At 52.1% G+C, this 15,586-nt stretch carries 12 protein-coding genes and 1 riboswitch; of the genes, 11 read left to right on the top strand and 1 reads right to left on the bottom strand.

The window, feature by feature from the left end; genetic code table 11:
- Positions 1 to 97: 97 nt before the first annotated feature.
- The 3 genes from L0M99_RS02435 to L0M99_RS02425 all read left to right on the top strand — a co-directional run bounded on the left by L0M99_RS02435 (position 98) and on the right by L0M99_RS02425 (position 6,525).
- Positions 98 to 2,467, top strand: coding sequence for a DUF6350 family protein (locus L0M99_RS02435; protein ID WP_238127605.1), 2,370 nt, complete (start codon positions 98 to 100; stop codon positions 2,465 to 2,467).
- A gap of 29 nt (positions 2,468 to 2,496) precedes the next feature.
- Positions 2,497 to 2,575: riboswitch (ZMP/ZTP riboswitch) on the top strand.
- Between the two features lie 26 nt (positions 2,576 to 2,601).
- The gene (purH, locus tag L0M99_RS02430) at positions 2,602 to 4,209 is read left to right on the top strand and encodes a bifunctional phosphoribosylaminoimidazolecarboxamide formyltransferase/IMP cyclohydrolase (RefSeq protein ID WP_024059377.1); all 1,608 of its coding nucleotides are present in this window, start codon (positions 2,602 to 2,604) and stop codon (positions 4,207 to 4,209) included.
- A 183-nt stretch (positions 4,210 to 4,392) separates the two neighbouring features.
- Positions 4,393 to 6,525 (top strand): alpha/beta fold hydrolase, encoded by a 2,133-nt coding sequence (locus tag L0M99_RS02425; protein WP_024059376.1) that lies wholly within the window; start codon positions 4,393 to 4,395, stop codon positions 6,523 to 6,525.
- Here the strand turns inward: L0M99_RS02425 and L0M99_RS02420 are convergent.
- Positions 6,522 to 7,958 carry a L,D-transpeptidase gene (locus L0M99_RS02420; protein ID WP_238127604.1) on the bottom strand — a complete coding sequence of 479 codons (1,437 nt, stop codon included), beginning with the start codon at positions 7,956 to 7,958 and terminating at the stop codon, positions 6,522 to 6,524. The genes L0M99_RS02425 and L0M99_RS02420 overlap by 4 nt on opposite strands.
- A gap of 361 nt (positions 7,959 to 8,319) precedes the next feature.
- On the opposite strand from L0M99_RS02420, the gene rpmE reads away from it, so the two are divergent.
- From rpmE to L0M99_RS02380, 8 genes are all read left to right on the top strand, one after another.
- Positions 8,320 to 8,538, top strand: coding sequence for a 50S ribosomal protein L31 (gene rpmE / locus L0M99_RS02415; protein ID WP_024059374.1), 219 nt, complete (start codon positions 8,320 to 8,322; stop codon positions 8,536 to 8,538).
- A 160-nt stretch (positions 8,539 to 8,698) separates the two neighbouring features.
- Complete coding sequence (locus tag L0M99_RS02410) at positions 8,699 to 9,748, top strand: galactitol-1-phosphate 5-dehydrogenase (RefSeq protein ID WP_024059373.1); 1,050 nt, start codon at positions 8,699 to 8,701, stop codon at positions 9,746 to 9,748.
- 5 nt (positions 9,749 to 9,753) lie between these two features.
- Positions 9,754 to 10,704: a sugar-binding transcriptional regulator gene (locus tag L0M99_RS02405; RefSeq protein WP_024059372.1), complete on the top strand. Its 951-nt coding sequence runs from the start codon at positions 9,754 to 9,756 to the stop codon at positions 10,702 to 10,704.
- A 2-nt stretch (positions 10,705 to 10,706) separates the two neighbouring features.
- Positions 10,707 to 11,348: a deoxyribose-phosphate aldolase gene (gene deoC, locus L0M99_RS02400; RefSeq protein ID WP_024059371.1), complete on the top strand. Its 642-nt coding sequence runs from the start codon at positions 10,707 to 10,709 to the stop codon at positions 11,346 to 11,348.
- Between the two features lie 28 nt (positions 11,349 to 11,376).
- The gene (locus tag L0M99_RS02395) at positions 11,377 to 12,909 is read left to right on the top strand and encodes an FGGY-family carbohydrate kinase (RefSeq protein ID WP_038109970.1); all 1,533 of its coding nucleotides are present in this window, start codon (positions 11,377 to 11,379) and stop codon (positions 12,907 to 12,909) included.
- A gap of 213 nt (positions 12,910 to 13,122) precedes the next feature.
- Positions 13,123 to 14,226: a peptide chain release factor 1 gene (gene prfA, locus L0M99_RS02390; protein ID WP_337954201.1), complete on the top strand. Its 1,104-nt coding sequence runs from the start codon at positions 13,123 to 13,125 to the stop codon at positions 14,224 to 14,226.
- A 17-nt stretch (positions 14,227 to 14,243) separates the two neighbouring features.
- Positions 14,244 to 15,098 (top strand): peptide chain release factor N(5)-glutamine methyltransferase, encoded by an 855-nt coding sequence (prmC, locus tag L0M99_RS02385; protein ID WP_238127603.1) that lies wholly within the window; start codon positions 14,244 to 14,246, stop codon positions 15,096 to 15,098.
- A 76-nt stretch (positions 15,099 to 15,174) separates the two neighbouring features.
- Positions 15,175 to 15,582, top strand: coding sequence for a hypothetical protein (locus L0M99_RS02380; protein ID WP_238127602.1), 408 nt, complete (start codon positions 15,175 to 15,177; stop codon positions 15,580 to 15,582).
- The last annotated feature ends 4 nt before the right edge of the window (positions 15,583 to 15,586 follow it).

The raw sequence follows: 15,586 nt of genomic DNA, 5'->3' as shown, positions 1-15,586 counted from the left end.
GGGGGGCGGGGGGGTGGGCCCCCCCCCCCCCCCCCCCCCCCTGTAGACTATTTACCGTCAGGCATAGCTGACCGCGGTGCGCCTAAGTGGCAAGAGAGTGAAAAAGTGGACAATAGTAGGGATGCGCCGGCCTAATGTTCCAAAAAATCCTCTCCAATCTGCAGGAGCCAGGAAACAAGTTGCGCCTACCCAAAAGGGGACAACTGCCCAGGCCACTAAAAACTCTCAGCAGCAAGTTACAGCGCGAAGCCAGGGGCAAGCCAAACAATCGGCCTTTAAAGACAAGAAACGTCCAGGCAGCAGCGCGAATACAGTCGGGAGTCGCGGATTGGGGGACAAGCTCCGGTTAATTCGTAAGGAAACCCCAACTGGGGGGAAAGCAACCGGTGATACCGCTGACTTAAAGCCGAAAGGTAGCTCCCAAAAAACTCGGCGCACCCTCACGGTGAGAATTCCCCGCGGAATCACTCGGATGGTGGCCGCTGCCCTTCTCACCTGCCTAATTCCCTGGCTCATTTTCTTGAGTGTCAGTGCCGGAGTTTATTTTTCCACCTCGTCCAACCCCTGGATGACCGACACGGTTTGGACGGATTCCTTGGCGGTAGGAGCCAGTATCTGGGCTCATGGATTCGCAGTTCCTCTCCCTGCTGGTCTAGGACAAGCCGCCACGTTATCAGTGATCCCCCTGGGATTGTGGATAGCCTATCTTTGGCTAGGAGGGCATCTAGCGCGCACCTTTGTCCTTGAAAGCCGGGCAGTACTGTGGTTTTACCCTTTTGCACAAGCGATAGTTGCCGTGCTGGTGGGGCTAGTCGTACGCGGAACCTACAGCCTAGGGGCACTATTCTTTTGGGCGCTACTCCACGGTTTCGCTACGGTGATCTACGCTTTTTATCTCTTCGATCGCGATCAGCGTCCCGATAGGGAAAAACCGTCCCTCCGACATCCACAAGCGCGTTTAAAGGTTGAATATGAACGGTTTACCAGCTGGAGCCGACAGTTTATTCTCCGCGTGAGTAAACCAGATCATGCCTACAATCAGGATCTGGAAAACCGACGCCTCGGTATTGACCGTGATGAACGCAGTTGGGACGGCGCCAATAGCACTTGGACCGTACCCGGCTGGGTTATTTCGGGGCTAAGGGCTGGTTGGAAAGTATTCAAACTATTTGGGATCGTAACCTTGATACTGGTAGTTGCCCAAGTGTTCACCCATTTCCCGGCAGTAAAGAATATCTTAGACCTGTATGGTCTTTCCCTAGGGGCAGGGCTTCTAATCTGGCTGGCACAACTGCTTTATCTGCCTACTGTGCAAACCTGGGCGCTGGCCTGGATTCTAGGGCCGGGATTTCAACAAGGTACCGGCACTATCCGTTCGCTAACGGAGGTAAAAACCGGTCCGATTCCTGCAGTCCCCATCTTGGGGGCATTACCTGCACAAACTCCCGGAAATTGGGTATTGGCGCTAATCGTAGCGCTCAGTTTGCTGTGCGGATACCTGTTCTACACTTCCATGGCGCGGGTAGATTTCTTTTCCCACGTGGCTTCTTTCCTAGTCGCTACGCTTTCGTTTACGGTTTTAACTACTTGGTTCTGCTTCTTAGCTTCCGGTTCCATCGGCGCGGGACGCATGTCTATGTGGGGGCCAGAGCCATTGACCACCGCGGCGATGGGGTTCATCTTGGTATGGATACCGATCCTACTGGTAGCAACGGTTACCCACCCTCATGCTCGCGCTTACCTGGCAGATAATTTCTTTAAACTCAAGAGGGCGAGCGAGCGAGCTGGGCGTCAAGGCTTGGCAGCCGCGAAAGAAAAAGCCAAAGAATTCCAGTCCCGAAATTCCGTTAACGCCGAGGCTGGAGTGACGGATGAGAACGTGGCAGTTGGCGTCCCGGAAGCAGCTGGAGCGGACGAAAAAGGGACAGAAGCAGCAGGGGAGAAAACACCGGAGGTGTCCCCAACTGCGAAAGAATCGCCGGGAACTGAACAAGGATCGCAATCGCCAGAACTTCCGGTAACAGACTCGCAACCAGCCCCCGCTGATGAAGAAAGCGACAGCGAGGACGCGGCGGAAACAAATCCTGAAAATACTGACGAAGATACCGAAGACGGCCGCGAAACCATCGAAAAATCGCAGGCTGACCGGGCGAGTAAGCCAGCTGCTCCTCCGCAGACTCCGGAAGAAAAGTTTGCGCGTTCGCGGGGAGCCCTCCCGGTAGACACCGAGGAAATAAAAGATCTGGCCACCGATTGGGCAGAGCGCAAAACCGATGAAGTTATTGCGAAAGAACAGCAGGAATTGGAAAAAATCAAATTTTCTGCCCAGCGCCTGCCGGAAGCAGAAATGACGCGGCCAGCAATAAAACGTTCAATTTTTAAACGAGGTCGCTTGCGTGCGGGCAAACCGCGGCGCGGCGCTGACGACACTTCCACCCAAGCCATCGAAATCCCCACCGAGGATTAACTTTCGCAGCTGGAGTTAGCAAGATAGACTGGATTTAACGTGACTGGCGAAAAAAGTGGATTACCACTGGGGAACGTAAAAGGACAGTCGCTCGCCTGGGCTGGACAAAGAATGCAACAAAAGGATCCCGCGTCATGAGCGAAATAAAACCCATTAAACGTGCCCTGGTCAGCGTCTACGATAAAACCGGCCTCGATAAACTGGCGAAAAATCTACAGGCAGCTGGGGTAGAGATTGTTTCCACCGGTTCTACTGCGCAAGTAATTGCTGATGCTGGGGTAGAGGTAACCGAAGTATCCCAGGTAACCGGGTTCCCCGAATGTCTCGACGGACGGGTAAAAACCCTGCACCCCCTGATTCATGCCGGGATTCTTGCTAACCGAGAGCTACCTGCTCATGTTGCCCAGCTAGAAGAACTCGAAGTAACCCCGATTGACCTGGTGGTTTGCAATCTTTACCCCTTCGCGGACACGGTAGCTTCCGGCGCGGGGTTTGCTGATTGCATCGAAAAAATTGATATTGGGGGGCCATCGATGATTCGGGCGGCCGCCAAGAATCACGCCGATGTAGCGGTGATTGTCGATCCCAGTTCCTACGACGATTTAGCTGCTGCTCTGCAGCGCGGGGGCTTCACTGCCGAGGAGCGCCGGGAACTCGCAGCGCGCGCCTTTAACCACACCGCGATTTATGACACTCAGATTTCTTCCTGGTTTGCGAAGCAACTAAAGGGTGAGGAAGCGGATACTAGCAGTGCCCTGCCCAACTTGGAGCAGTGGAAACCGCAGCTAAAGGAACTACACAGCTTGCGTTATGGGGAAAATCCCCATCAAGAGGCCGCGGTCTATCGTTTCACCGATGAAGAGGGGGGCCTGGCGCAGGCAGAACAGCTGGGCGGCAAACCTATGAGCTACAACAACTACACCGATGCCGATGCGGCTTGGCGCGCCGCTACCGACCATAGCGAGCCTTGCGTGGCGGTAATCAAACACGCCAACCCCTGCGGGATTGCAGTTGCCGAGGACGTAGCGAAGGCGCACCTGCTTGCGCACGGCTGTGATCCGCTATCAGCCTATGGTGGGGTGATTGCCTGTAACCGTGAAGTGACACTAAAGATGGCGCAGCAGGTGAAACCGATTTTCACTGAGGTTATCATTGCTCCTGACTATGAAGCAGAGGCGCTGGAGCTGCTGCAGACTAAGAAGAATCTGCGGATTTTGCGGATTGACGCGGATGCCCCGGTGGAATGGGAGTTCCGGCAGATTAGCGGGGGAGTGCTGGCACAAACTCGTGACCGTTTGCAGGCCGAGGGCGACAATCCCACAAACTGGACTTTGGCGGCGGGCGCAGCAGCTGATGAAGCCACGCTGGCAGATCTGGTTTTTGCCTGGAAGAGCGTGCGGGCAGTGAAGTCTAATGCTATTTTGCTGGCAAAGGATCAGGCCACTGTAGGTATCGGTATGGGGCAAGTGAACCGCGTAGATTCGTGCGCCCTGGCGATTCAACGGGCAAATACCTTGGGGCAGGTAGCGGAAGGCGAGGTTGCTCCCGAGCGGGCGCGCGGCTCGGTGGCTGCCTCCGATGCTTTCTTCCCCTTCGCTGACGGTCCGCAATCCCTGATTGAGGCAGGCGTGAAAGCCATTGTGCAGCCCGGTGGGTCTATTCGCGACGAAGACACCATCAAAGCCTGTCAAGAAGCAGGCATAACTCTCTACTTGACCGGTACTCGCCATTTCTGGCATTAGGCTGGATAGTCTAGCTAGAGACTAGATAATCGTTAGTTTTAAATGCTGTGTTTGCAGTATCGGGCTAAGTAAATAATTGCTTGGCTATAGCGGTTAATCTGATTGTGTACTGATAACCTGGGGACGCCGGGAGGCGTCCCCAGGTTATTTTGATTTTCCAGGTGTGCAGTTAGGAGAACGAAGATGATTATCGCAGCAACAGATGGTTCCTCCCTCGGAAATCCCGGTGCCGGCGGCTGGTGTTGGTATCTGTCTCCTGATTGTTGGCGATCTGGTGGTTTTACGCTGGGAACAAATAATCAGGCAGAACTAATGGCAGTAGCCGATTTACTCACCGAAACTGCCGGAATGGACGATGATTTATTGATCCAGGCGGACTCCCAATACGTGATTAATATTTTGACGAAATGGCGGTTCGGCTGGAAGAAAAAGGGATGGAAAACTGGCGGTGGCAAACCGGTAGCCAACCTGGAACTGGTCAAACGTCTAGATCAGCTATTATCTGACCCTGCCAGGAGGGGGAAAGTTAGCTTCGAATGGGTAAAGGGACACGCCGGGCATCCCCTCAATGAACAGGCAGACTCCCATGCGCAGGCAATTGCGAAGGCATACCAGGCGGGGACTCCTCGACAGGCGGATTTCGGGCCAGGCTGGAATACCGGTAGACAGATTGCCGGTGAGCTAGCTTCCGATACAGCGGGTGGTAGTGCTGCTAGTTCCGTACAAGAACGGAGGCGAAAAGAACCCCGCGAAACTTACGGCCAGCAAAAACCGGCCGCCCCGACATCTGTTCTCGCGCGTCCTCTTTACCCGAGATTAGAACAAGAGCCTAACCCTAAAGAGTATCGCCAAGGGCGTTACCTGATTCGCGAGCACCTCCTCACGGTCCCCCTCTACCATCCGGAAGTAGCGTTAAACCTGTTCCCGGACTCGGCAAAAAATCCGGTAGTAAATCTGGAACGAGAGGCAGATAACCAGGAAAGCGGGGTGCAGAGCGAGCTTTTTGCGGTTAATCCCGGCGAACAATCCCGGCCAAAATCGCAGGGAAACCCGATCACCTCTACGCCGCCAGACAACCAGTTCCTTCCCCCCTGGGTAGATGCGGAAATCAAGAAAACCAATATCCAGATTTATGCCCGCGAAATCGCCCTTGATGACGAAGAAAACCGTCCCTATCTGATTTATTTCCAGGGCGGCCCGGGGTGTAAAGGCTCTCGTCCGGCAGACTGGTCTGCTCCCTGGTTTGGCGCCGCCCTGGAAAAATACCGGATAATCATGCTTGACCAGCGGGGAACTGGGCGTTCCACCCCGCTCGATAATGTCACTATTCCTGCGCTAGGAAACCGCGCCGGAGCTTGGTTGCGGCTGATGCGCGCCGACCAGATTGTAGGGGACGCCGAAGCGCTACGCCGCGCCCTAGGCATAAAAAAGTGGACAGTAATGGGGCAAAGTTTCGGCGGCTTTATTATTACCGCCTATCTGTCTCGCTTTCCCGAGGCTATCGAAAAAGCCTATATCACCGGGGGATTGCCGGGACTGACCAAGGTAAACCGGATTTACGAGCGAACTTTCGCGGCCACCGCCCGGCGCTGCCAAGAGTTCTACGCTCTGCCCGGCATGGAAGAAGCAGTCCGGCAAACCTGCGCCCACGTGCTAGAACACGATGAATACCTGCCTAATGGAGAAAAACTAACCCCCAATCGGATTAGGCAGGTAGGCCTGGAGCTCGGGCGCACTTACGGGCTTGAGAACCTGCGCTACCTTTTCGAGGCGCCGTTTGTTCACATCGGGGGGAAGCGTCACCTCACCCAAGAATTTTTAGGACAGGTAGGAGGACGAGTCAGCTTTTCCTTAGATCCGCTCTACGCCCTCTTGCATGAAACTATTTACGGGAACGCCGTCCCGCAAAGCGAAGTGGAGCCCACCGCCTGGGCGGCAGATAGGATTCGCGAAAAAGCTCCTGGGTTCGCCCAAAACGCAGATCCCCTTGATAAGAGCCAACCCTATTACCTGACCGGGGAGCATTTTGGTCGCTGGGTGTTCGCCAGCGATCCCGCGCTCAAGTCCCTAGCGGAACTGGCAGATGATTTGGCGGCAGAAACCGAGTGGCCGGTACTCTATGACCCGCAGAGATTGGCGGAAAACCAAGTTCCGGTACATGCGGTGGTTTACCGGGACGACATTTTCGTTCCTCGCGACCTGTCGCTAAATACCGGCAGGATTATGGGAGCCAATATCTTGGAGAAAGAGGATTTGCATCACGACGGCCTGCGCGCCAGCGGAAACCAGATTATTTCCTGGCTGATATCCCGCTAAGAGTGGGATATCACCGGGGTTCCGATCGGTGCCCAATCGTAGAAATCACGAGCCCCGCCAACCGGCATATTCACGCAACCGTGAGATCCTCCCGGGCCTCCCCAGCCGAAGGATCCGCGCCAAGGAGCTCCGTGCAGCGCGTAGCCTCCGGAGAAGAACATGGCGTAGGGGACGTTCGGAGAAACATAGCGACTGCCGTCAGTATTGAATCCCCGCATGGTTTTGGAGCGATATTTACGTTCGATAGCGAAGTTACCTTTAATGGTGGGGGTAGCAGGAGCTCCGGGAACCATAGAGGTCGGGCCTTTCACTACTGAAGCGCCTTCATATCCAGTTACGGTGTAGTTCGACAGGTTAATATCAATCCATTTTTCTCCCGGCGCCGCCATGTAGGCTAATTTTTCGGCGCCGTCAGCAATGGTTTTGTCTTTGACGCTAGCTTTTTCAACCTGGGTTTCGTAGCTGAGGGAACTGTCTTTTCCAGCGGCAAAATTCTTAGTTATTTCTTGGGTAAGTTTTTCAACATTACTGACCGTCACGCCATCTTTAGGCTCGGTTTCGGTTTTCAGAACTTTGCCAGCGCTATTGACGAATCGTTTTCCGTCAACCTTCTTAACTTCAACTTCCCCTTTATTCTTATTGACCCAGTCTCCGACAGTCTGCTGATTTGCTTCAGGTTTAGCGGTTTTACTGATTGCAGGGATTTTTACAAAACTAACTTTTGCTTTTTGATCAGCGGTGAAGGTCTTTTCTCCCGCAGCAATCGTAACTTTGTTTTCCGTTAGCTTAGCGGCGGCATCCGCCATTTGTTGTGCCATTTCTTGGCTGGCTAGTGGTTTAACTGGGCTCACCTCCAGGGAGGAGAGTTGATCCTTTTGAGTATCCATAACCTTGTTAGCGGCTGCGACCAGCGTATGGGTATCCGCGCCGAACCCGTCCTTGCCAGGAATCACTTCAAACCCGGTTCCTTCTGCATTAGGTTTCACAACCGGCTCGGTAGCAGGTTTAGCTTCTGGAATATCTTTGGATAGATCCTGCGAAAGTTTATTGGTTACTGCCGGATCGATTTCGTGAACGATATCTACCTGACGGGAAGTAAATAGCCTGCTGACGTAGCTGAAAGCACTGTCTCGTTCCGTGGCGTTCTTTGCAGTAGCTTTCGCATCTAACCGGTAGCCGATTTCTTGCGGGGTAAATGATTTCTCTGCGATTCCCTGGCCTGAGAAAGTTGCCTTGTAGTCGGTTTGGGCGGCTTCCAGTTGCTTTTGGATCTGGGAACTGGTCATTCCCGATACTTTGACTTCCCCTACCGTGGTTCCCGGCAGTGCCTTTTTCCCTATCGCGTAATAGGTCACATAAATAGCGAATGCCGCCACCAGCGCCACCAGCGCGGTAACTAACACGGCAATGGTAATTTTTGCTTTCTTCGACATTGGTATCTGTGCTTCCAAAACGGCTCGGTCAAATAACACCTTCATCCTAACGGCCTTTAATGACTTCCAACATGGCCAGGTTGGGTAAGTCTGCTCACAGTGCAGGTAGAGCCGGTTTTTATCTTCCTTGACCAGCAGTAATAGTCTTACAAGACTCCTGCTGTTATGAGATTGTTATCAGAATTGTTTTTCGGATAGTGAACACTGGCGGAATGCAGAAAAATCAAAAGGTCACCCCCACCACATTTTGGCTGAGAACTGGCGTTATCAATATGCAAAGTGGCATAATCAAATCCGGTTCCGGTTCACCTTATGTAACCTGCATTTGGACCCGGCGCCCTGAGAACCTCAAGGAGAAACCATGAAACAGGGAATTCATCCCGAATATGTTCCCACCACGGTTACTTGTACCTGTGGGAACACCTTTGAAACCCGTTCTACTATTACCTCCGGCACTATGCGGGTAGATGTGTGCTCCGCTTGCCATCCCTTCTATACCGGCAAGCAGAAGATTATGGATACCGGAGGACGGGTTGCCCGCTTCGAAGCCCGTTATGGCAAGCGCAAGCGCGAAAAGTAAGCTTTGTTTTAGGGGTGGCCGGCGAGCGCGTCGGCCACCCCTTTTTATTTTTCACTGCACCAATGGTGCAGTTTTTTCTTTATTTGCCGTATGAGCTACCTAAACAACTAGCGTTTAGTTAGCAAGCAAAGAAGCTTGTTTAGACTGATAGGAGGCAGATATGGCAGAAAAAATGACTGCAGTAGTTATGTATGGGGTTGACGATATTCGGCTGGAACAGGTAGATGTTCCCAAACCTGGATCCGGGGAAGCGCTACTAAAGATCGCTGCCTGTGGAGTATGTGGATCTGATTTAGACAGAATGTACAAAAAGGGACCGCATAAACTGCCTCTTATTACCGGGCATGAATTCTCGGCGGTAGTAGAAGAAGTGGGCGAGGGTGTAACTTCTGTGAAGGCGGGCGATCATGTAACGGTGCCACCCATGTTGCCGTGCTTTAAATGCGGACCTTGTCAGCAGGGGCACTTCTCGCTGTGTGAAAACTATGATTACTACGGATCGCGCCGACATGGAGCCTACGCAGAATACGTATGCGGCCCGGCCGATTTGTTATTGAAAGTTCCCGATAGTCTGGACTTGAGAGCTGCAGCTATGGTGGATCCAGCTGCTATCGCCCTACATGCTATTCTCCGCACTAAGCTAACTGTAGGGTCACGAGTTGCGGTAACGGGCGGGGGCGGACCCATTGGACTTTTCGCAATTCAGTGGGCACGAATCATGGGTGCTTCCCAGGTGGTATCTATTGATGTGACAAAAGAGAAAATACCGTTGGCAAAAGAAGCCGGGGCTGATGAGGCAGTCAGCGACTGGAAGGATCTGGAAGACATCGGCGGTGGATTTGACGTCATTATTGAGACATCCGGAGCCAGAGTTGTTCCTGATCTTGCAGTATCTGTACTGGCTCGGCACGGAGAGTTAGTTTTGATTGGTATTCCCAATGCTGATATCACGATTTCGGATTCAAGTTGGGCACGTTTGATGCGTTTAGAAGCGGCAATTATGGGGTCATGGAACTCTTTCTCTGCACCGTTCCCCGGCCATGAATGGAGGACCGCGGTAGAAAAACTAAATTCCGGAGACCTGAAATGGGAGTTCATGATTACCCACGAGCTTGGCTTGGATTCTGTAGCAGAGACGATAAGACGTATGTACAACCGGGAGATTCATAGCTCTAAGGTTATTTTCATGCCGGAAAAGACTCGTCAATAGTTCATATGAAGCTTCCCAGTGAATACCGCAGAGAACAGGTCTTGGGGGCGTCCCGGTTATATTTTTTAGAACGGAAAACCACCTCCCAAGTTGCACAAGAGCTGAACTGTTCCCGGTGGACGGTACGGCGACTACTGCAAGAAGCCTATGACGAGGGGTATGTTTCGATCGAAATCGTTGATCCCTATGTTCGGGTCAGTTCTCTTGAGGAAGAAATAACCAATCGTTTTTCGCTGTCCCGAACCATCGTAGTGCGGAATCGTTTGAATCTAGAAGATACTGTTACCGCAGTAGCCAATGAAAGCGCCAAGTACTTAGCTGAGCTTAAGCCTATGCCGCAGCTTGTGGGAGTCTCTTGGGGACGCACACTCGCTAAGGTAGCGAAAGCATTGGAATCAGGATGGGCAGTAGATCCTATGATTGTCCAACTCAACGGAGGAGTCGCAGCATTATCTTCAGCTCAATCTGTCCAAGAAACTATTTTGAGCTTCGCGCAAAAGGCAGATGGTAAAGCCAAGGGCCTGCCTTGTCCAGCAATTGTTTCAAAAGTTTCATTGGCAAAGGATCTTCGCGAAGATCCTGGAGTAGCAAGTGTGCTCGATATTGGGCGTCAGGTCGATGTAGCGATTTTTTCACTGGGAGCTTTGAGGTTCGACTCGGTACTCGTCGAATCCGGATGCATTACCCGCCAGGATGTTAGCTATTTAAGAGCCAATGGTGGCGTGGGAGATATTCTCGGCCGTTTTATTAACGGCGCCGGAGACATAGTGAGTCCAGAGTTGGAATCTAGAACTATTGGTGTTGATTTAAAAACACTGAAAGGGATTAAAAATTCCATTGGGGTAGCAGTTGGTGAAAACAAAGCATCAATCACCAGAGCTGCTCTAAAAGGTGGCTTTATGACCACTTTAATTACCGATGAAAAAACAGCTAAGGAAGTATTAGCAGAAAGGTAATCATGACAAAAGTATCTGCAAATATTATCGATCACACCCTGCTGGCTCCCGAAGCCACCTCCGAGGATGTTAAAGAGCTAATTGAGGAAGCGGTGGAACTCGGTACTTACTCGGTATGTGTCTCACCGAGCATGTTACCTATTTCTACTCCTAAGTCTTTAAAGGTTGCTGCCGTGTGCGGTTTTCCGAGTGGTGCTCATGCAAGTGAGGTGAAAGCTCTCGAGGCAAGGCTAGCGGTAGAAAATGGTGCTGACGAGATAGATATGGTTATTAACGTTGGAAAAGCCAAAGAACATGACTGGGACTATCTTGTTTCCGATATCAAAGCAGTGCGCGATGCTATTTCCGAAAACGTGGTACTCAAGGTAATCATCGAATCTGCCTGTTTAACCAAGGACGAAATTGTTCAAGCATGTCAATGCGCAGAAAAAGCTGGAGCTAATTTTGTGAAAACTTCTACTGGATTTCATAAATCTGGGGGAGCGTCCGTAGAAGCTGTGAAGTTAATGCGCAAGACCGTGAGTGACGAAATAGGAGTTAAAGCCTCTGGAGGCATTCGCGATCCCGAAACGGCTTCAGCAATGGTTGATGCGGGAGCCAATCGCCTGGGCTTGTCGGGTTCAAGAGCAGTTCTAAGTAAGTAAGAAATATCTATTAACAATGGGGTTAAAAATGGATGATAAATTATTGCTAAGTATCGATGTTGGAACTGGAGGAGTAAGGGTTGCGGCTGTTACTCCGGATGGCAAGATGCTTGATTCAGCATCCGTTTCAGTGGATACTTACACTCCAAAACCTGCTCATGCTGAGCAGAATCCCCAAGACTGGTGGGATGGATTAAAAACTGCTATTGGGAAGTTGCTGCTTAGCCTGCCGGCTGACGCCTTCGCGGGAATTGCGGTTGATGGGACTTCTGCTACGGTAATTCCTTGCGATCGCAGTGGGAATCCTCTCCGTCCCTGCCTGCTGTGGATGGATGTTAGAGCTGCTAAACAAGCCGAAAAACTTACCAGTACCGGGGATCCTGCTCTTAAATACGCGGGAATGCAAACGGTATCTGCCGAGTGGGGTGTGCCCAAGCTGATGTGGCTGGCCGAAAAAGAGCCCGATATATATAAGAAGGCAGAGGTATTCGTTGATTGTGTCGACTGGATGAATTTCAAGTTAACAGGCGAGTGGGCAATGTCGATTTGCACAGCTACCTGTAAATACTTCTACGACTCAAACTGGTCCGGCTGGCCCACTAGCCTCTACGAAGAGGCAGGTATTCCCGATGCCCTAGGAAAATTACCTAGCAACGTGTTGAATATGGGCGAACTAGTGGGTGAACTAAGTCGTGACGCCGCGCAAGAGCTTGGTTTACCTGCGGGAATTCCTGTCACGATGGGAGGTATCGATGCTCATGTCGGTGCAATCGGACTGGGAGTTGTTGATGAAGGATCCTTGGCTCTAATTACCGGTTCTTCTCACGTAATGCTAGGGCAAACAGATCAAGCTATCTATGCCAAAGGGATCTGGGGAGCGTATTACGATGCTATTATTCCTGGTCTTTACACAGTTGAAGCAGGACAGATTTCATCAGGTTCAGTGAATAATTGGTTCACCAATAGGTTTACGGTTGACGCCCATAATTCCAGCAACGTATCCGCAGATCTTTACAAGTATTTGGATGCACAGGCTCAACAGATTCCAATAGGCTGTGACGGGGTTGTCGCGTTGGATCATTTCCAAGGAAATCGTTCTCCTTTTTCCAATCCCTATTCCCGGGGAGCGTTCACTGGGCTGACTCTTTCGCATACTGAAGCTCACCTGTACCGAGCTGTTCTGGAGTCGGTTTGTTATGGAACAAAAACTATTTTTGACACCTTCCGGGATAAAGGATTCGACCCGGTAAAAGTGGTGGTTTCTGGCGGGCCGACGAAATCGAGATTCTGGATGCAGATGCATGCAGATGTCACTGGGGTACCGATGTTATTCCCGAAGAATACAGAAGGGCCGCTGATCGGTGGCGCGATATTGGCGTCAATTGGGGCTGGTTTGCATAAAGATATTGGGAGTGCAGCAAAAGAGATGGTTGAGATGGCGGATGCGATTGAACCAAACTCCGATGCAACTAGCGAGTATCAGTTCTACCACCAGAGATATTTAGAAATATACGAAGCCCTGGCTCCGGTAAGTAGCAAGATAGCGCACCATATTTCCTAAAGCTAGAGTACGGCATCAAACGGGGGTGCGGTTAAGTAAGGGTAACTGCACCCCCGTTATTGAGGTAAATAGATCCAATAGACCCTTTCACCGTATTCCCTTACTCTCGTAAAAAGTTGTGTTTTCCCACAGATCCCGGACAGCTGTTTTTTGGTTCACCCCGCCGGCAACGTAGAGTAGAAGGCAGTTCGCGAAGAGTAATAAGGAGCAACTGTGGGATCGCCGATTGACGAGGAAGCCGTAGAGGCCCTCATCGCAGAAAAAACTGAACTGGAAATGAAGATGGGCGATCCGCAAGTGCAAAAGGATCAGCAGCAGGCTCGTAAAATCGGTCGCCGTCACACCCAGTTGGCACAGATAGCGAAAGCCTATGAGACCTGGAAGAGTGCGCAGGAAGATTTACAGGCCGGCCAAGAGTTGGCTAAGGAAGATCCGGATTTTGCTTCCGAGATTCCCCAGATGGAACAGGCTGAAAGTAAAGCGTTAGATAAGCTGCGTAAAGTGTTGGCACCGCGCGATCCCGATGATGCTCGTGACGTCATTATGGAGATTAAAGCGGGTGCAGGTGGGGATGAGTCCGCCCTCTTCGCTGGGGATTTGCTGCGGATGTACGAACGTTTTGCAGAAACCAAAGGCTGGAGCGTGCAGGTAATGGACTCCACTGTGAATGACCTGGGCGGAATCAAAGACGCCCAGATCGCGATAAAAGCTAAGGGGAACGTAGCCCCCGAAGAGGGAGTCTGGGCGAACCTAAAGTATGAGGGCGGAGTGCACCGGGTGCAGCGAGTGCCGGTCACCGAGTCGCAGGGACGGATTCACACCTCTGCTGCCGGGGTATTAGTGATGCCGGAGGTAGAAGACGCGGGAGAGGTTGAGATCGACCCCAATGAGGTGCGGGTAGATGTGTTCCGTTCCTCCGGGCCGGGTGGACAGTCGGTTAATACTACTGATTCCGCAGTCCGGCTGACCCATATTCCCACTGGAATCGTGGTTAGTATGCAAAACGAGAAGTCGCAGATCCAAAACCGTGAGGCCGCGTTCCGGGTGTTGCGGGCTCGCTTAAAGGCAGAGGAAGAGGCGAAACGGGAGGCCGAGGCAGCTGAGCAACGCCATTCTCAGGTGCGCACCGTAGATCGCTCCGAACGCATCCGTACCTATAACTTCCCGGAGAACCGGATTGCTGACCACCGCACTGGATACAAGGCATATAACCTTGACCAGGTACTTAACGGACAGTTGCAGCCAGTGATTGACTCTGCGATAAAACTTGACGAGGAGCATCGTCTAGAGCAACTTTCGGGACAGTCAGCTAAATAGATTCTGCGCGGATTCTGATGAGTGAAGCCGGTTTCTCCCGCCCGGAGGCGTTTAGTTGGGCACGCCACCTCTATATGAAAGCTGGAATTGAGCCGGCGCGAGAAATCATGGCGCTTTATTGTGCTGCTTGTGGAGCCGACGAGTTTTTGTTTGCCCCTCAGGAGTTAACTCCCGCTCAGACGCAAGATTTCCGAGAACTGGTGAAGCGGCGCTGCAGTCACGAACCATTGCAGCATCTGCTAAAAGAGATGTTTTTCGGATCCTTTCGCTTGTTTTCTAGCCCCGATGCCTTTATCGTGCGGCCGGAAACCGAGTACCTAGTAGAACTGGCGTTGCGCCCTCGGGGCGCACGGGAAGCGGGCTTGGCTGCGGATTTATGTGCGGGATCGGGCGCCATCGCCCTTACCCTTGCCCGAGAATTGCCTTCGGCTGCGGTCTTTATGGTGGAGATTAGTGAAAAAGCCTTGACAGTAGCGCGGAAAAACCTGGAACGTTACCCACAGCTCGCGCGGCGCATTAGCGTGAGTTGCGCAGATGTGGCTGACCCTCGTTTATGGGAAGAGCAAGCGGGGCAATTTGATCTAGTGGTTAGCAACCCTCCCTATGTCCCGCCCGGTACTATTACTCAACCAGAAGCCTTAAAGGATCCCCCACTCGCCCTCTGGGGTGGGGGAGAGGATGGCCTTAATATTCCTAAACAGACCGTGAATCAGGCTTTTCGGCTGTTGGGTAAAGGCGGATTTTTTTCGATGGAACATGATCCTACGCAGGGAGAAAAACTGTGTGAATATGCTGGTAAAATAGGATTTAGTCAGGTAAAGACGGAGCAGGATCTTACCGGGCGTCCTCGCTATCTATTGGCACGAAAGTAAAGATCAGATTAAGGTCTCTCTTAAATGATGCTAACGTTAAGGTAAAGTAGCTGGAAGATAGCGGAAGGGTGCGGCAATGGCGGCTTGGTTTCGCGCGGTAGGGGCAGTAACCGCTGTGGCGTTAGTACCTATGTTTTTCACCGCTACTGCTTTCGCAGAGGATCCGTCTCCCCAACCAACTTTGCATTATGTGGAAGCTCCTCTGGACACCCCTCCCAGTAGTATCAGTAGCACTCCCGAAGAAGTCACGATTACTGCCGGGGCAGAGCCAACGACTGCGATGCCTATTCCGGAAACTAGCGAGCCTACTCCTACCGGGCAGATGAATCCTCCTTCCGCGTCAAGTAGAACCCCGGCTGCCCCCAGGCAGCTAGCCCAAACCGGAGGTCAGCGCAATATTTGGCTGACCGGGTTTTCACTGCTTAGCATTTGGGTGGGAAGCGCAGTGATCACCTATGGGCGCAAGCAACGTCGATACGGCTAATATG

Source organism: Varibaculum cambriense, assembly GCF_022133705.1.
Classification (GTDB): domain Bacteria; phylum Actinomycetota; class Actinomycetes; order Actinomycetales; family Actinomycetaceae; genus Varibaculum; species Varibaculum cambriense_A.
This window is presented reverse-complemented; position numbering and strand designations above follow the sequence as displayed.